The following is an 18,066-nucleotide window of genomic DNA, read 5'->3' as shown; positions in this document are numbered from 1 at the left end:
TAAACTTCTGACCTTGAAAGAATGTTCCACGTGGAACATTCTTTTATATTATACATATAGATTTTGACTGAAGATTTTATACTTTCTATTTAGTACTTCAGACTTAAAACACAAAATTAACTCAATTAAGCAGATGTTCCACGTGGAACTCTGAATAATGATATTAAAGCTACAAATCCCCAAACGCCTTCTAATACCACAAAAGGGTAGAAGCTTACCATATAGGATGCATAACAACAAGTACCTGCACCAATTAAGTTCATTAAGCTGTATATCTTATTTTGTGCTGATAATTTACCCGTTAAATTCAATAAAAAGGCTATCAAAAGAATGATTACACCTGTTGATGCTATAATATCTGAAGTTTTCATTATCCTTCGTTTAACTCGGTTAATTCCATCCAACGGGTACTTTTGTCGTCCAGTTGTTTGTTTAAAACCTCTATTTGCTTTAATATTTCATCAAGCTTTTTAGGGTCAATTCCTGAAGCGTTTAGTTGTTCGTTTTTGTCCTTAATGTTTGCTTCAATGGTATTGATTTCGCCCTCTATGTTTTCCAATTCCTTTGCTTCTTTAAAACTTAACTTGCTTTTTTTTGCTGTAGGGGCTTGTGCCTGAACTACGGGAGCGGGTTTCTTAGCTTGTTGTTTGGCTTCCTCTAACTCTAAGCGGTATGATGAATAATTGCCGTTGAAGATTCTTACATGGCCTTTTTCTTCCATGATGAAAAGCTGATCAGTAAGTTTATCCAGCAAATACCTGTCGTGCGATACCATCATCAATACACCGCCGTAATTGGTTAAAAACTCTTCCAGTACGTTTAAGGTATCTATATCTAAATCGTTGGTGGGCTCATCCAGTATCAGGAAGTTGGGGTTCTTCATAAGGATGCTCATTAATTGCAGGCGTTTCTTTTCACCACCACTTAGCTTTGATATAAAGCCGTACTGTTTGGCAGGAGGGAAAAGGAATAAGGTAAGCAAAGCAGAAGCCGAAATGGTTTTACCATCGGCCATGGTAATGAACTCTGCAACGTTCTTTACAATATCAATAACACGTTCGTCATCCTTAAAAGTGATCCCTGCCTGGTGAAAATAGCCTATTACAGTTGTTTCTCCTTTAACTACACTTCCTTTATCTGGCTGTAAAGCGCCTGTGATGATATTTAGCAGGGTTGATTTGCCACTACCGTTACGGCCGGCTAAGCCAATCCTATCGCCTTTTTTAAATATATAACTGAAGTTATTGATGTAGGTATTACCATTAAAGGATTTGTACAGGTTATCCATCTCCATGATCTTGTTGCCCTGACGCGCTGTTTTAACGCTCAATTCAACCTTATCACGGATGCCGCCGTTCTTGGTTTTCTCTTCCAGATCATAATAGGCATCAATACGTGCTTTTGACTTGGTGCCACGGGCCTGGGGTTGACGGCGCATCCATTCCAGCTCTTTCCTTAACAGGTTTGAATTTTTCTGAAAGGCTGCTTCATCAGCTGCCTCACGTTCTGCTTTCTTTTCAAGATAGTAACCGTAGCTGCCATTATAAGGCTGGATCTTGCCACGGTCAATTTCTAATATCTCGTTGCACACGTTATCCAGGAAATACCTGTCGTGCGTAACCATCAAAATGGTTTTGTTGCCTTCGGTCAATAATTTCTCCAACCATTCAATAGTATCAATATCCAGGTGGTTGGTGGGCTCATCCAGTATATAAACTTCAGGATCTTCAATAAGCAGTTTAGCTAAGGCTAAACGTTTCTTTTGCCCGCCCGATAGAGTAGTTATGTGCTGATTGAGGTGATGGATATCTAGGCGGCCTAAAATGGTCTTGATCTTGTACTCATATTCCCAGGCATCAACTTCGCTCATTTCTTCCATTACCTTTTCAATGGCCTTGGTGTTTTCAGGATCGTTCTCCATCAGTTCCTCGTACCTGCGGATCAGCTGCTGCTGCACATCATCGGCATGGAAAATATAATCGCTGATGGTAACCGCGTTTTTAAAGTTAGGATCCTGCTCCAGGTAACCCATGTTAAGGTCACGGGCCTGTACTACTTTGCCTTCGGTAGGTTTTATAGTACCGCCTAATATTTTTAGAAGGGTAGATTTGCCGGCACCGTTAACGCCTACAAGCGCAACCTTACGGCCACGGTTAATACCAATGGTTACATTTTTAAATAACCAGTTGTCATGAAATTGATGGCCAAGGTTCTCGGCAGAAAGATAAGTACTCACGATAGTTGTTTTATTTTATCCGACTCGTATATAAATACACCGGTCGCGTTTTTTATTGATTGTTTATACATGGCCATGGCAACGGTTGAGGCCTCAATGCTTTGGTATTTTTTCCATCCTCCAAAAAGCAATGGATTAATAATTTTCATTAAGCCGTTTACAAACTTTTCCATTGGTCTGCTTTCCTGCCTGTCGCCCACTAAAAAGGATGGCCTGTAAATATGAATAGCGGGTATACCCGTTGCCGTTATATCGGCTTCTGTTTCTCCTTTAGTTTTGGTATAGAAATTAACGCCATTGATATCAGCTCCAATTGAGGATACCAAATGATATTGTTCAAACCCGTTTTGCTTGGCCAATTGTGCCAGTAATAACGGATAATCATGATCAATCTTGCGATAAACGGTCAAATCAGGCGTTTTCTTTTTAGTTGATCCTAAACAGGAGAACAGGGCATGGCCAGTCAGCTCATTTTTGTATGTTTCGGGCTGATCAAAGTCAATAACAAGCTGTGTTAATTTTTTATGCTGAAGTGGTATTTTTTTTCTGACCAGGATCAATACTTCATCATAATAGGCTTGTTCTAATAAAATTTGCAGGAGGTGACTGCCAATAAGTCCGCTTGAGCCTGCAATCACAGCTTTTTTTGCCATTACTTATTGATTTTCCGCAAAAATACGCATAATTAAATTGTGGAATAAATATTGTGTGTTTAAACATATAAATCAAAATAAGATGAAAACAATATTTTATCCCGAAGCAGAACGCGGACATAATGATATAGGCTGGTTAAAAGCAAATTTCTCGTTCAGCTTTGCTTCACATTACAATCCCGAAAAAATGAACTTTGGTGCGTTGCGCGTATTGAATGATGATATCATAGCTGCAGGCCGTGGTTTTGGCAGTCACCCTCATGATAATATGGAAATTATCACCATCCCTTTAAAAGGAGGGTTGGAGCATAAAGATAGTATGGGCAATACAGGTGTAATAAATGCGGGGGAGGTGCAGGTGATGTCGGCCGGTACGGGTATATACCATTCAGAATATAATGCGTCGCATAAAGAGGCTGCCAATACATTGCAGATCTGGCTTTATCCTAAAGAAAGGAATATCCAGCCGCGTTACGATCAGATGAATTTTAAAGACCGTTTTAAATTGAACGAGCTAACCACACTGATCTCCCCTCAAAAAAGTGAAGACACACTTTGGATCAACCAGGATGCGACGTTTTCGATGGGCGAATTTGAAGCAGGGCAAACTATCAACTATGATATTAAAACCCAGGGCAATGGTGCTTATGTGTTTGTGCTGGATGGAGTGGTTAAAATAAACAGCCAGGTTTTAAACAAAAAAGATGCGCTGGGCGTTTATGATACAAGTTCACTTACAATTATAACCGAAGAGCCATCCCGTTTCCTGATCATTGACGTACCAATGTCATAAATCAGTATTAGCCTGAATCTATAAAGTGAATATTATTGAAAGTTCAAAAACAATTGAGTGTTGCTTGGTTGTTGTTTACTATTATTTAAGATTCACTGATGGAAGCACAGCAGGAACTAAGCGGATGGAGAAAATGGTTTGAAGGCATAGGCGACTATGTGGTGTTTTTCGCGCGATTTTTCCGCAACATATTTGCCGGCGGCTTTGAATGGTCGGAGTTTGTAAGGCAATGCTATGAAATAGGTTACCGGTCCATGATGCTGGTGGGTATTACCTCCTTTATCATGGGCCTGGTGCTTATTTTGCAACTCAGGCCATCGCTCATCTCGCTTGGTGCCGAAAGCATGTTGCCTAAAACGCTGTCGGTTGCACTCATCCGGGAAATAGGGCCGGTGATCACCGCTATCATTTGCGCCGGTAAAATAGCGTCAAGCATTGGGGCAGAGCTGGGCAGTATGAAAGTGACCGAGCAGATTGACGCGATGGAAGTATCGGGTGCCAACCCCGTTCAATACCTGGTGGTGACGCGTGTTTTAGCTACCAGTTTCATGATCCCGTTATTGGCCATTATAGGTGATGCCATCGGATTATTCGGTGGCTTCCTGGCGCTCAACTTTACCGATAGCATCAGTTTTTCTCTTTACTTCAATAAATGTATAGCCTCTCTTGATTTTACCGACTTGCTACCTGCTGTAGCTAAAACTGTGCTTTTTGGGTTTGCGGTTGGTTTTGTGGGATGTTATAAAGGTTATCATTCAGATAAAGGAACTGAAAGTGTAGGCATAGCGGCTAACTCGGCTGTGGTAACTGCTTCCCTCTGGATCTTCATTATTGATGCGATAGCTGTTCAGATAACCAGTTTGTTATTTTATAAATAAGATGAAAAAAGCAAACGAAGATATCGAACCAAAAAAGGAAGCTCCAGTCCAAAAGGAAGAAGTGGTGATACATGCTAAAGGCATTAAAAAATCCTTCGGAAAGAAGAAGGTGCTTAAAAATATCACTTTCGACCTGAAGAAAGGCGAGAACATTGTTGTGCTGGGTAAATCAGGTCAGGGGAAATCAGTAACCATTCAATGTGTGGTAGGTATGCTTCAACCTGATAGCGGCGAGTTAAAGGTTTTTGGCCAGGATATAACAACGATGAATGATGATGAACTGAAGCAGCTGCGAATAAAGATAGGATTCCTTTTTCAGGGTGGGGCACTTTATGATTCCATGACGGTGAGGGATAACCTGGAGTTTCCGCTTACGAGGGTGTTAAAACTGAAAGATCAGAAGGAGATTGATAAAAAGGTTGAAGGCGTGCTGGATGCTGTTGGTTTATTAGATGCGATAGATAAAATGCCGTCCGACCTTTCGGGAGGGATGCGAAAAAGGGTAGGCCTGGCCCGTACGCTGATTGTTAACCCTGAGATTATGCTGTATGATGAGCCTACTACTGGGCTTGACCCCATTACCTCCCGCGAGATCAGTGAACTCATTAATCGCCTGCAACGCAAATATGAAATATCATCTGTCATCATTACCCACGATATGGAATGCGCCCGTATTACGGCCGACCGCATCCTGGTAATGGACGAGGGCGAATATATAGCCGAAGGCTCATACAAAGAGCTCGAAAAATCGGACAACGAAATGGTCAGATCTTTTTTTAACGAACCCGCATGAAAACCACATCATCTCAAAAAATAAGAATAGGCCTGTTTACCTTTTTAGGGTTGGCAGTGCTGTTGGTTGCTATATTTTTAATAGGGAATCAAAAAAGCCTCTTTAATTCTACCTTTCATGTTTATGGACGTTTTAAGAATGTGAGCGGCCTGCAGGTGGGTAATAACGTGCGATTTGCAGGCATTAACGTGGGAGTAGTACAATCTATCAATATCGTAACCGATAGTTCAGTACGGGTTGATCTTACACTGAATAAGAGCGTTAAAAAGTTTATCAAGAAAGACTCAAAACTAAGCATAGGCAGCGACGGACTGATGGGGGATAAGCTGGTAGTGATAGCACCCGGTGGTATTGTAAGCCACGAAGAGATTGAAGACGGCGGAAAGTTAGGTTCGATAAACCCGGTTGATGTAGACAGGATCATCAACAAGCTTACCCGGGTAGCTGATAATGCTGAATCACTAACCGAAAACCTGACCGGCATAGTTGCCAAGATAAATAAAGGGCAGGGCAGCATTGGCCGCCTGTTGAACAGCGACAAAATGGCCCGCGACCTGGAAGGTACCGTTAAACAAGCCCAAACTACAATTAAAACAGTTCATAGTACAACCAACACCCTTAATGAAGACTTAACCGCTGCCCAGCATAACTTTTTGTTGAGAGGTTTCTTTAATAAGAAAAAGAAGCGCGAGCAGCAAAGACAGGACAGTATTAAAAAAGTCCAGGAAAAGATTCAGGAGGATAAAGAAAAGGCAGCCAAAGAAGCTGAAAAGCAAAAGGAGAAAGCAGCTAAGGAAGCAGCCGATAAGCAGAAGGGGAATAATTAAAAACATTTGTCATTTCGACAAACAAGCGCAGGCATCGTGAGGTGGCTGTGAGGAGAAATCTTGTACGCCATGCAAAGCGATCATTGCATGGCGTACAAGATTTCTCTTTCGCCCCCGACTCAGAACCCCTCCCTGCTCTATCGAAATGATATTTTTATTTTATATTATTGATTGTCAATTAATTATGATAATGTGCCGCGTGGAACAATTATAAAATCAAAGTTATCCCACCAAACACTCTAAACCCATCCCTGAATGCACCATTCATCTGGGTTTTATCAACTTCGCCACTGTTAAGATAAAGCTCATCTGTACCATTACCGGTTTGCCAATGCAGGTATCCACCGCCGGCTTGGATTGCTATATGATTGGTAATAACGTAAACCGCTGTCCCATTGGCATTTAAACCATACCCGTTGGCGTGGTGACGATAGCTTACCGGGTGTTGAAACGTGGTGATCAGGTTCCAGTTACCATTGGCATTATAGCTTACCTGGTTGTAGGTGATATCAGCATTAAACTTTAGCTTTTCAATGAGTTTTATCGATGCTATGGCCTTGATAAATACACCTGTCCATTTAGTTTGGTAGCTGCTGTTTAAACCCGGAAAACGATTGTCGCTATCATACAGAGATAACGATTGCCTGTTATCACCGTATCCTGTATAAGGCGTAAGCTTAAGCCAACTATTATTAATTAACTGATAGCCTGCACCTATTGCCCAGCCTTGCATATGTCCTTTACCAGCATCAAATGTTTCATTATAGGTATTACCGGTACGATTATCAGTGCTATAGTCCGAATCATTTACGGTGCCCGAGGTTATGAATTGCCGGGTATAATCTGAATAAATTTTAAATCGTTGATATACATTATATTGTAAAGAAGCAGCAATGCTTTGTCCGGCAAGCTTTGTCCATTTCAGCTCCGAAAAAATATTGGGGTTTTGACCATTACTGTTACCAGCTATCGACCAGTGAAAATTTTCGCGCTGATAGCCATCGGTGATATCAAACTGAAGTTTGTTTCCGCCTGATTGTGCGAGTAAAGAATTGGCGTTCAACATCAGCCATAAAAGACAAAAGCCGGTAAATTTTTTCATTAACAGGTTTATAAAAAAGGAAGCCTGCCCGCTAATTAAACGGGCAGGCTAAATATATCATTTTAAATTATTGATTTACACCGAAAGCTTCCCATCCGGATGCCGTTGCCCGGTTACAGGTCATGGGTTGTGTGCCATTTTCGCTGGAAATAAATTTGCCGTTATTACCCCTGAAGGTAACTTTACCATCGGTAGTAGGCACCCAGTCAAATTTTTCCCAATCGCCTACAGTAGTGCGGTTACAGGTAATAGCTTGAGTACCGTTTTCGCTTGATACGTATTTACCCATAGCCTGAAGCGCTACCTTGCCGCCTCCGGCATCAACTACAGTAAATTGTTCCCATGCCGATGCCGTAGCTCGGTTACAATTCATGGCCTGTGTGCCGTTTTCGCTGCTAACGTATTGGTTATTAAATCCTTTTAAAGTGATAGTTTGACCAATAGGAGGATTTGTACTGCTACCCGATAAGTCATAAACCCTTACGTAATCAACCACCATGTTGCAGGGTAATGCACTATCATTGATGGTATTACCCGGCAAATCGCCGCCGATAGCCAGGTTAAGGATAATAAAAAACGGATTATGGAACGCACCGGTATTGTTGATATTATTGGCAATATTGCCGGTTACATACAGGGTATTATCTACATACCAGCGGATTGAGTTGGCATCCCACTCAACAGCATAGGTATGGAATCCTGTTGGCGTAGTGGTTGTGCTGCCTCCATATTGTACGTGGCCGCCATTGTTGTACCAGTGCATGGTGCCCAAAATGGTGTTGGAGGTGTTTACCTGCTCCATAATATCAATTTCGCCGCATTGTGGCCAGCCTACTGTGCCTATGTTTGCACCCAGCATCCAAAATGCGGGCCAGGTACCCTGCACACCGGGAAGTTTGATACTTGCCTCGATACGACCGGATGTTGGCTGATATTTACCTGCCGTAGTTAATTTAGCTGATGTATATGGCTGCCCGCCAACAGTTTGCTTACGCGCTGTAATGGTAAGGAAACCACCTGATACAGTGGCGTTTGCCGATTGATAATATTCTTTTTCGTTATTTACATTGGGGTTTCCGTTGTCAATATTCCAGTTAGCGGTGTTAACGCTGGTACCGTTAAATTCATCGCTCCAGAGCAATGTACCGGCTCTTGGTGTGGTGGTTGAGCCGTCTGTTGTTTCATCGGCTGTTTTAATGGAAGGCGATGGCTTGTTCAAGTCCTTGCTGCAGGATGAAATTAAGAGCATGAATGCCGATGCTGTTACGGCGCTCTTCGCAAAGTTTAAAAGTTGTTTCATAATGATGGTATTGGTGAATAATTAATTGGTTTTACAGGTAATTACTGGTTTACGCCGAATGCTTCCCATCCTGATGCCGTTGCCCGGGTGCAGGTCATGGCTTGTGTGCCGTTTTCGCTTGAGATGAATTTGCCGTTATTGCCCCTAAGGGTAACTTTACCGTCGGTAGTAGGGATCCAGTCAAATTTTTCCCAGTCGCCGTAGGTTGTGCGGTTACAGGTTATGGCCTGCGTGCCGTTTTCTGAGGATACATATTTACCCATAGATTGCAGGGCTATTTTGCCGGCACCAGCATCAACAACCAAAAACTGCTCCCATGCCGAAGCCGTAGGGCGGTTGCAATTCATGGCTTGGGTGCCATTTTCGCTGCTTACATACTGGTTATTAAAGCCTTTAAGGGTGATAGTTGAGCCGATAGGTGCGCCTGACCCTGAACCGCTTGATTGTGTACCTGTCCATTTAAAAGTTGCTACGGCACCGGCGGCTAAAGTATAAGTAAATGATTCGGTGCCCCATTTTACTTTAAAGCTGGTGCTTGATGAACCATTATTAAGGGCGATGAGTACTTTGCTGCCATCTGAATTTTTGAAAGCAACGTTCTGGATACTGCCCGATAGGTTGGATGAAATGCGGACTGCGCCCGGTCTTACAAATTTTGAAGCGTGACCGATAATGTAATAGCCCACATTGCGGGTAATAGATGTACCACTAACAGTGATACCACCTAAACAGGTACTGCAACCGCCCGGTGTGTGTGGATTATTATTAGGATCGGAAGCCAGGTTCCATTCAAGCACGTTGCGACTCCAGTTGCGGGTAGCGCCAATAATGAGGGTGTTTACGTGCCATGACAGATCGCCGCCAAAGTTGCTTGGCGCACCAACCCATTGCTCGGTAAAATAAACGTTTTTGTTAGGATAGGCATTATGTACATCGGTTAAAGAACTGATATTACCTGCATACAGGTGAAATGCCGAGCCATCAACATAGGGATTGGCGCCGCCATCAGCCAACACTGTTTCAGGGTAATCAATCCTGTCGGTATTATGGTCATAGGCAATGATTTTGGTTTGGAAGCCTGCGGCCCTGATCTGCGGACCGAGGTTATTTTTGATAAAATTGGCTTCTTCGGCGGGTTGCATTACCATACTTGGGTTGTTGTATGGGTTAAGTGGTTCATTTTGAGGGGTGATGGCATCAATAGTAATACCTTGCGCCTGCATAGCCTGTAGATATTTTACAAAGTACCGGGCATAGGCGTCATAATAGCCTGCTGCTGTATTGAGGCTGCCGCCGGTGTATCCGTTATTGCCGGTTGTATTCACCTTCATCCAGGTAGGGGCAGTCCAGGGCGTGGCGATAATTTTGATGGATGGGTTTATGGCGATGATCTTTTTCAGGATTGGCAGCAGGTCCTGGTTTTCGGCGCTGATGCTGAAGTTGGTCATATTAAAGTCGCCGGCGGTTTGGTTATAAGTAAAATCGCTGGCACTAAGGTCGGATGCACCAATGCTGATGCGGATATAGCTGATCCCGATTTGCCCGTTTGCCGTGCCAAAAAGCTCATTAAGTACATTGGCCTGATTACTGCCAAGACCGTTCAACAACCCGGCGCTGCCTCCGGTTAAAGTGAAGCCGAAACCGTCGATACCCTGGTAGGTTTGGTTTTCGTCTACCGTAATGGTTGTGGCACTGGTTCCTGCATCGGCTGCGAAATTGAAGCTGGTTTGTGCCTGCAAAAGATTTGACTGATCGGCAGTGGTGAGCCAGGCGTTCACAACCTCATTGGCAGCCCTGGCTATGGTGCCGCCACTTTTTTGATCGGGAGCTCCAGGAGTGTTTACATTCTTTTTACAGGAGTAAAAAGCAGCGGCAATAAGCAGGGTGAGGACTGCAAACCGCCTTAATTTGTAATTGATTTTCATTTAGTTATTATTTAGTTGATTGATTTGATATTCAAAAAACATCACATAAGCCGCTATACAACAGCTAAATATGTATAATGATATTTAACTGCCGCTTAAGAATATCAAAGCATTGTTTTGGGGCGAATGCACCTGTATAATGCTGTTTTCCATAAAGCAGAGCTATGTGTAGCTTAAAATTGGCTGTAGCAAATCTACAGGAATTTAAACGGATTGATCAAGTAAAATGTTCATAAATAATTGATTTATAGTGTATTATGTATGTTTTAATACGCTTGCATCACATTGTTTAAAACAGCAAAAATTACTTTAAATAGCCTGTGCAACGTTTTTGTTGCAATGAATTTTTTTTTGTGATACGCTTACTTCGCAATTGCTTTTAAAGAAAAAATGAGTAGGTATAGCTTTGAGCTATAAATAAATAAGACGAGAGGGAATAAAAAATATAGGTATAATTAAGTGAGAAGGGCTGTCATCCTGAAGAATGAAGGATCTTCTTCTTTTACTGGCGCAAGTCTTGTGTGATGAGTAGCGCCCGGGGGGACTTGTGACTTTCTACAGATATAGTTTTTTCCGGACAGTAAAGTCACAAGTCATCCACCCACCAGCAGCCGCACAAGACTTGCGCCATTTGGTGCAACACTTGCGTCATTTAGGAGTGGAAAAAATTCGTGAAATTCGCTTAAATTATAAGCCTGATCAGGCATTCGTGCTGTTATCAATCACCAGCTTACTCCAGCCTTTATCACCTGCGTTTTTGATCTCTTTTTTGCGCTGCTCCATTACTTTTTTAATGCGCGAGCTGTAGGCCCAGCAAGTGCTTTGACGAATGGAAAGGATTTCGGAGAGTTTATGTGACGAGATCTTGCCTTTGGTTGAGTACATCAGGAAGATCATGTAGAAAGCTTTATTAATAGGGATGCGGGTATTTTGCAGTATGGTATAAGCAATTACCGATTCTTCATAACCGCATTTTGAACACCGGCGACTGTAGGGGAGGTGCCCGCTACCGTAGTGGGTGTTGCTGCACTTGCGGCAGGCATAGCCATGTTCCCATTTCAGGTCGGACAGGAATTTGAAGCAGGTTTCCCGGTCGGGATAAATACGGCTAAACTCTTCAAAATCAACCTCGGTGAGCATCACCCTGTCGTGGGTTACTTTTTCAATATCATTATGCAGGATGATGTTATCCTTTTCGAGCAGGACATTCATGCGCGAAATCTCTTCGGCCTGTTGTTGCAAAAGCTCATTAACTGATTTAAGTTCTTCGTTTTGCTCGGCTATCATGGATGATTTTTCAACCAGTTCACGGGTACGTTCCTGTACCTGGGCTTCGAGGCTGCGGTTCAGGGTATCTTTCAGCTCCTCGTTTTGCTTCATCTGCGTTATGATGTTTTGCTGGGCGATATCCTTTTCCTTTTTCAGGATCCGCACTTTATCGCCAATAGCAAAAGAGATAAAAAGCATTTCCATAATAAAACAAACGCTGAGGCTGTAATAATCAAACTCGGTAACGGGCAACCACCAGATGTTTAACGCTATACAGGTTTTAATAATAAAGCCTGTGAGCAGGAAGGTATACCCGATAACAAAAAACCTTGCCGGTTTATAACCCTTGATCAAAACATAGCAGCCGGCGTAAAATGAAATACTTAACGGCAAAAATTCGATGATCTTGTAGTTAAACCAAGCCATATTAACAGTGATACAGGCCAGGAAATAGATACACCTGAAAACGATAACTCCTTTGATCACCTTGTTTAAACGAGGGGCATTAACTTTTAAATTGAGCAGGCTTTGAGCAAACAGGATAGCGAAAATGCTGGCCGAGAACAGGGCGATTCCATAGGCATAATTGTTCCAGCCGGGATTATTTGGCCAGATGTACTGGTAGGCAATGCCGTCGGCACACATTTCGTACAGGCCGATACTTAGGTTATAAACGATATAATACAGATATTGGACCTGGCGCATGGCTATAAACATCATAAAATTGTACAGGCCAAAAACCAGGATCATGCCGTAAAAAATGCCAAAGAAGAAATATTCATCGAGCGCGTAACCAATAAAGCGGCTTACGGTACGCAATACCATGATCACATTTACTGAGTGCCCCGAGCGGATGCGGATATAATAAACATCATCAGGCCCAACGTTACTGTTGATATTGACGCTAAAATTTTTGTGTTTGTAAAAACGGGCGGCAAAAGGGTGGCTGCTGCCCAGGGATGTTGCCCTGTAGGTATCTTTAACAGGCGAATAAACAGTAATACTGTCGATAGTTTGATCAAAAAATTCCAGGATCCAGTTATTATTGGAGGCATGGGTCTTGCCAATTTTGATACGGTACCAATAGGCGGAGTTGTTATGGTGGGTAACGGGAGTTGGCTCGGGGTTAAATGCAAATTTGCCGGCTAAATAAGCGGCATGAATACCATCGAGGCCAAGTTTACCCGTTGTATCTTCAAAATAAACAATCTGTTTGTATTCAAAAATATGCTGGTTTACATTGTCGTTTATTTGTACCGTAGTTTGGGCTTTTATGCTTGTTGAAAAGCATAAGCAAAACACAACAATACCGATAAAAAATCTCAGTAACGGTTTAAACATAGGCTCAGCAAAATGAATGTTTTTCGCACCTGTAATGTTGGATTCACTACAGGCGCGAATGAAATGGTTGTTTGGTTAGCGTCAGGCCGGATACAATTATAATATTTTTATTTTTCTAATCCTATTAAAAGTATGTTATACAGTTATTTAAAATGTTAATTTTTAGCTATATGTTGCTAAAATACGGGTATTACCATACATAAGTAGCCACCGAGCCGTTGGCTAAAGTGCTCGAGGCTGTTTTTCCATCTATCTTAAAGTTAAAGGTTTGCTGGCCTCCGCTTGAATTTAGTACGATTAAAACCATACTGCCATCGGTATTTTTAAAAGCAACGTTTGGTAATCCGGCTACACTATCAGATGATATCCTTACAGCACCAGGCCTCACAAATTTTGAGGCATGCGCAATAATATAGTAAGACACATTTTTTGTAACGGCGGATGATGAAGTAACAGTTAGCGCACCGCGACAGGTGGTACAGCCGCCATCCGTATGCGGGCCGTATTCTGTATCAGTGGCGAGGTTCCATTCCAGTACATTGCGGCACCAGTTGCGGGTTGCGCCAACAATCAGGTTGCTTACATGCCATGACAAATCGCCGCCAAAGCCGCCATTTGATGGGGTGTATTGTTCGGTGAAATAAAGGTTTTTGCTTGGGAAGGCATCATGCAGCGGGCTAAGCGCATTGATATCGCCATTATACAGGTGGAAAGCCGATCCATCAACAAAAGGGTTTGCCGCAGCATCACTGAAAATATCTACCGGGTAACTGGTGTTATCGGCATTATGATCATAAACGATGATTTTAGTAGTAATACCGGCTGCTTTGAATTGCGGGCCAAGGTTGTTTTTGACAAAATTTGCTTGTTCATTTGATGGCATATACATAGCCGGATTATTGTAAGCGTTTAATGGCTCATTTTGCGGGGTTATGGCATCAATGGTAATGCCTTCGGCTTTCATAGCCTGGATGTATTTTACAAAATAGCGGGCATAGGCATCATAATAAGCGGTATTCAAACTGCCGCCTTTAAATCCATTGTTTCCAAGTGTGTTAACCTTCATCCAGGTAGGGGCTGTCCAGGGGCTGCCTAATATTTTAATGTTTGGATTAATAGCAAGAATCTTCTTCAATACAGGAATGAGATCGGCCTTTTCGGCATCGATAGAAAAGTTTTTCAGATCCACGTCTGTTAAACCGGGGGTAACTTCATCATAAGTGTAATCTGTAGCGCTCATATCAGATGCGCCGATACTGATGCGGAGATAACTTACACCGATATGGGTATCATCGGTGGAGAAAAGATCTTTTAATACTTCGTCCTGCTTTTGGGCTGTTAATTTATTAAGCACCATAGCGCTGCCTCCGGTGAGGCAGTAACCAAAACCATCAATGGTTTGGTAGGTAGTGGCTGCGTTGATATTAATGGTTGAGCCGCTCCCCGCCGTTGTACCAAAATTGATAGTTACATTTTGTTTAGTGAAAGCGGTAGCCTGATCGGCAGTGGTGAGCCACATGGCAACATCGCTTTTAGCTGGTGTTACCACCGGCGGCATAACAACTGGAGATGTTTGTGTTGGCGTTACGGTTGATTTTTTACCGCAGGCTTCACCGCTAAAAATACCGATTGTAATAAATGAGGCTAACAGAACGCTTGTAAAATTATTTTTCATCAGAGGGACATTTAAAACCGGTTTACATAAAATTGAGCGGCTTTACTTTATTAAAAATTGGTTTATTTGACAGCTTAACATGACTAATATATGAACCGCTAATGGCTATAACAAGCGTATATTTGTGGTGCAGAGGTATTAAATAGCCAGTTTTAAGAAATTATGATACGCTTTAATACCAAACGAAACGATTGCCTGTAAAGCAAAAAACTATAAAACCAATGCGAATCGAACATTATAATACCAAGCCAAAAAAAATTATATTTTTTTTATTAGTACTGCTGTTTGCAGCGCGTTTAACAGCAAATGCACAAAATATCCGGGTTGCGGCTGCGGCCAACCTGCAGCCTGTAATGGAGGTTTTGCAAAAAGAATTTAAGCAAAAAACGGGTATTACTATAGATGCTGTAATAGGATCATCAGGTAAGCTGGTGGCGCAGATCAGCAACGGAGCTCCGTTTGATGTGTTTTTATCTGCAGATATGAGCTTTCCGGAGACCTTATTTAAAAATGGTTTCGCAAAAGAAAAACCGGTGGTATATGCCTCTGGTAGCCTCATCATCTGCAGTACGCAAAACATTGGTTTTGAAAACTGGGAGAGGTTGTTGCTTTCGGCCAGGATAAAAAAGATCGCGGTGGCTAATCCTGCTATTGCTCCTTATGGTAAAGCCGCTGAGCAATCGCTTCAGGATAAAGGGATTTTAGATGATGCCAAACCCAAGATAGTTTATGGCGAGAGCATATCGCAAGTAAATACTTATATCACCACAGGTGTAGCCGATGTTGGTTTCACCACGCAATCGCTGGTGAAGGAACTTGGTAATAAAACACCATTATATTACAAAATCATCGACCCAAAAACCTATGAGCCGATACAGCAAGGTATCGTGATTCTGAAGCATGGAGCTGATAATTCATCGGCAGATAAATTTTATCGATACATTTTAAGTCCTGCCGCCAAAAGTATTTTCAAGACCTATGGCTACCGGGTACAATAATTTGTATTTTTATTGATGGACTTATCGCCCATATGGCTTACGTTAAAATTAGCTGGTATTACCACGCCGTTGTTGCTGCTTATCGGGCTGCCATTTGCATGGTGGCTTTCAAAAGGCAGGTCCTTTATTAAAATCATTATTGAAGCAATTATTACCATGCCTTTGGTGCTGCCGCCATCGGTGCTGGGCTTTTATTTGTTGCTGGCTTTTAGTCCGCAGCATGGCTTGGGAAAGTGGCTGCATGATACCTTTGACGTGCAATTGGTTTTTTCGTTTCCGGGCCTGATCCTGGCTTCGGTAATTTATAGCATGCCTTTTATGGTGGGGCCGGTAAAATCTGCCCTGCAGCAGTTACCGGCATCATTGGCCGAGGCATCTTACACATTGGGTAAAACCGAATGGCAAACTTTTAGATATGTGCTGTTGCCCAATATTAAACCGTCACTATTAACCGCTGCGGTATTAACGTTTGCCCACACGCTTGGCGAGTTTGGCGTTGTGCTGATGATAGGAGGGAATATCCCGGGAGTTACAAGAGTAGCATCCATTGCGGTATATGATTCGGTTGAGAAGATGGATTACGCATCGGCTAATAATTATTCGCTAATTCTATTTTCCATTACGTTTATCTTGGTGATATCTGTTTTTATATTCAATAAATACCAGGCGAAAGGTCCCTTAGCATGATCAGCGTAGATATCGAAATAATGCTAAAGGCCTATCACGACAGGCCGTCGCTCAAAATAAACAGGCTGTTTAATACGGGTAGCATCACTAAAATCTTAGGGCCATCCGGTTCGGGAAAAACCACCTTGTTGAAAATAATAGCTGGCCTGGGCTCTCCTGAAAGCGGAAAGATCGTAGCTGATGGTGTTACCTGGTTTGACGCTGGGCAAAAGATCAATCTCTCTCCCCAAAAAAGAAATGTTGGCTTCGTGTTCCAAAGCTATGCCCTGTTCCCGAACATGACAGTACAGCAGCATCTGGAGTATGCCACAACTGATGCGGACTGGATAAAGCAATTACTAAAACTTGGGCAACTGGATAAGTTTATTAATCATAAGCCCGATCATCTTTCAGGAGGGCAACAACAGCGCCTGGCAATATTAAGGGCGCTGGCCATTAAGCCAAAGCTGCTTTTGATGGACGAGCCATTTTCGGCACTGGATAGTAAAATGAAAACTACATTGATTGCCGAACTTAAGCTTTTACTTAAGCAATTAGGGATTACTACCATTATAGTAAGCCATAATTTGAAGGAGCTGGAGATGTTTGAAGGGGAGGTGATGGATTTTGAGGAGTTGATTTAAGCATTTTATAAATACCCCGTCTCCCCCTGGCTCCGGCTAAACACAAACTAAATATATTTCTACTTGCGCTCGTTAAAAACGAGTGCTTAATGTAGTTTGGCGTTTGTAACGCCATTTACGCGGCGCTTACGTTATAAACGTAAGCCCATGTTAAGCACTCATCACAGATGAGCGCAAGTTATGCGGTGGCGTTTATTTTTTTAATTCATTTTACCATTGTGGGCGACAATACCAACACCGGCAAAAATGAGACAACAAAAAAGCTTAATTATTTACTATTGCTCTTATCCCCGTCAGATATCGACTTGATGAGGCTGCCCCAGGCAAGCGGGTTTAACAGCGGATTTGGGGTAAGCGAATGGGAGTTCAGGATAGTGGTATGCATGCTTTGTGCATTGGCCGATTGTATTTCCTGGGCATCGCGGGGTAAGGTATTGTAAAGGGCAGATAGGGTGGCTTTGCTGATGTTTTTGCGGGCTATTTCCAGATCATCATCAGCAAGTTTTATAGCCAGGAAATCTTTTTTAAACTCATCGGTAGTTGCCCACGGAAATACGTGGAACGTGGGCAGGTTAATGATCTGCGCTTTCAGAGACACCTGGGTAGTATAGCTTTCGTTTGGCAGGTTTGACGGGATAACCACGGTAACCGGCGCATAGCCGACACAGGTAAAACGAAGCGTATCGCGTTCATGCACTACAAATGAAAAATAACCTTTATAGTTGGATACGTTAACGATATTATGTGCCGTAGTATTGGTAATGGTTACGTACGGAATAGTGATCTTGATGCTATCCGCATTATGTGTGATGCCTGTAAACTGCACAACGGGGCGATCTTTGCTTTGCGCAAAAGCACCCAGTGATACAAACATAAACAACAGGCCAACTAAATATTTCATAAAACCATTAACTACTTAACTCAACATATATTACGCTGCCAAAGTCAAAATAGTTTTTAAACTTC

General features: G+C 42.4%; 16 protein-coding genes. 7 read left to right on the top strand and 9 right to left on the bottom strand.

Annotated elements, in window-relative coordinates:
- Positions 1-125: 125 nt before the first annotated feature.
- Genes AC59JO_RS22310 through AC59JO_RS22300 form a run of 3 tightly spaced genes read right to left on the bottom strand, consistent with a single transcriptional unit; the run spans position 126 to position 2,889 of the window.
- Complete coding sequence (locus tag AC59JO_RS22310) at positions 126-371, bottom strand: CBU_0592 family membrane protein (RefSeq protein WP_413670528.1); 246 nt, start codon at positions 369-371, stop codon at positions 126-128.
- The gene (locus AC59JO_RS22305; protein WP_413670529.1) at positions 371-2,236 is read right to left on the bottom strand and encodes an ABC-F family ATP-binding cassette domain-containing protein; all 1,866 of its coding nucleotides are present in this window, start codon (positions 2,234-2,236) and stop codon (positions 371-373) included. The genes AC59JO_RS22310 and AC59JO_RS22305 overlap by 1 nt, the downstream gene beginning before the upstream one ends.
- Complete coding sequence (locus AC59JO_RS22300; RefSeq protein ID WP_413670530.1) at positions 2,233-2,889, bottom strand: oxidoreductase; 657 nt, start codon at positions 2,887-2,889, stop codon at positions 2,233-2,235. The genes AC59JO_RS22305 and AC59JO_RS22300 overlap by 4 nt, the downstream gene beginning before the upstream one ends.
- 82 nt (positions 2,890-2,971) lie before the next feature.
- Between AC59JO_RS22300 and AC59JO_RS22295 the strand changes: the two genes are divergently transcribed.
- From AC59JO_RS22295 to AC59JO_RS22280, 4 genes are all read left to right on the top strand, one after another.
- Positions 2,972-3,682: a pirin family protein gene (locus AC59JO_RS22295; RefSeq protein ID WP_413670531.1), complete on the top strand. Its 711-nt coding sequence runs from the start codon at positions 2,972-2,974 to the stop codon at positions 3,680-3,682.
- 98 nt (positions 3,683-3,780) lie between these two features.
- Positions 3,781-4,560, top strand: a complete 780-nt coding sequence (locus AC59JO_RS22290) for an MlaE family ABC transporter permease (protein WP_497308097.1) — start codon at positions 3,781-3,783, stop codon at positions 4,558-4,560.
- Position 4,561: 1 nt separating this feature from the next.
- A complete protein-coding gene (locus AC59JO_RS22285) occupies positions 4,562-5,353 on the top strand; it encodes an ABC transporter ATP-binding protein (RefSeq protein ID WP_497308095.1) in 792 nt (263 codons plus the stop codon).
- Complete coding sequence (locus AC59JO_RS22280; RefSeq protein WP_497308093.1) at positions 5,350-6,180, top strand: MlaD family protein; 831 nt, start codon at positions 5,350-5,352, stop codon at positions 6,178-6,180. Before AC59JO_RS22285 ends, AC59JO_RS22280 begins: the two co-directional genes overlap by 4 nt.
- 208 nt (positions 6,181-6,388) lie before the next feature.
- Here AC59JO_RS22280 and AC59JO_RS22275 read toward each other — a convergent pair whose 3' ends face one another.
- The 5 genes from AC59JO_RS22275 to AC59JO_RS22255 form a co-directional block, all read right to left on the bottom strand.
- Positions 6,389-7,282 (bottom strand): hypothetical protein, encoded by an 894-nt coding sequence (locus AC59JO_RS22275; protein WP_497308091.1) that lies wholly within the window; start codon positions 7,280-7,282, stop codon positions 6,389-6,391.
- Positions 7,283-7,349: 67 nt separating this feature from the next.
- Entirely contained in the window at positions 7,350-8,582 is a 1,233-nt protein-coding gene (locus tag AC59JO_RS22270) for a family 16 glycosylhydrolase (RefSeq protein ID WP_497308089.1), read from the bottom strand.
- A gap of 41 nt (positions 8,583-8,623) precedes the next feature.
- A complete protein-coding gene (locus AC59JO_RS22265) occupies positions 8,624-10,507 on the bottom strand; it encodes a glycoside hydrolase family 30 beta sandwich domain-containing protein (RefSeq protein WP_497308087.1) in 1,884 nt (627 codons plus the stop codon).
- A 699-nt stretch (positions 10,508-11,206) separates the two neighbouring features.
- Complete coding sequence (locus tag AC59JO_RS22260; RefSeq protein WP_497308085.1) at positions 11,207-13,117, bottom strand: 7TM diverse intracellular signaling domain-containing protein; 1,911 nt, start codon at positions 13,115-13,117, stop codon at positions 11,207-11,209.
- Between the two features lie 190 nt (positions 13,118-13,307).
- Entirely contained in the window at positions 13,308-14,792 is a 1,485-nt protein-coding gene (locus AC59JO_RS22255; protein ID WP_497308083.1) for a glycoside hydrolase family 30 protein, read from the bottom strand.
- Positions 14,793-15,013: 221 nt separating this feature from the next.
- Between AC59JO_RS22255 and modA the strand changes: the two genes are divergently transcribed.
- Genes modA through AC59JO_RS22240 form a run of 3 tightly spaced genes read left to right on the top strand, consistent with a single transcriptional unit; the run spans position 15,014 to position 17,100 of the window.
- Entirely contained in the window at positions 15,014-15,790 is a 777-nt protein-coding gene (gene modA / locus AC59JO_RS22250) for a molybdate ABC transporter substrate-binding protein (protein ID WP_413670540.1), read from the top strand.
- A 15-nt stretch (positions 15,791-15,805) separates the two neighbouring features.
- On the top strand, positions 15,806-16,477 hold the full coding sequence (modB, locus tag AC59JO_RS22245) for a molybdate ABC transporter permease subunit (RefSeq protein ID WP_497308081.1): 672 nt from the start codon (positions 15,806-15,808) through the stop codon (positions 16,475-16,477).
- Positions 16,474-17,100, top strand: a complete 627-nt coding sequence (locus AC59JO_RS22240; protein WP_497308079.1) for a sulfate/molybdate ABC transporter ATP-binding protein — start codon at positions 16,474-16,476, stop codon at positions 17,098-17,100. Before modB ends, AC59JO_RS22240 begins: the two co-directional genes overlap by 4 nt.
- A 268-nt stretch (positions 17,101-17,368) precedes the next feature.
- Here the strand turns inward: AC59JO_RS22240 and AC59JO_RS22235 are convergent, their stop codons facing one another.
- On the bottom strand, positions 17,369-18,001 hold the full coding sequence (locus AC59JO_RS22235) for a hypothetical protein (RefSeq protein ID WP_497308077.1): 633 nt from the start codon (positions 17,999-18,001) through the stop codon (positions 17,369-17,371).
- Between the last annotated feature and the right edge of the window lie 65 nt (positions 18,002-18,066).

Source organism: Mucilaginibacter sp. A5337, assembly GCF_059690695.1.
This window is presented reverse-complemented; position numbering and strand designations above follow the sequence as displayed.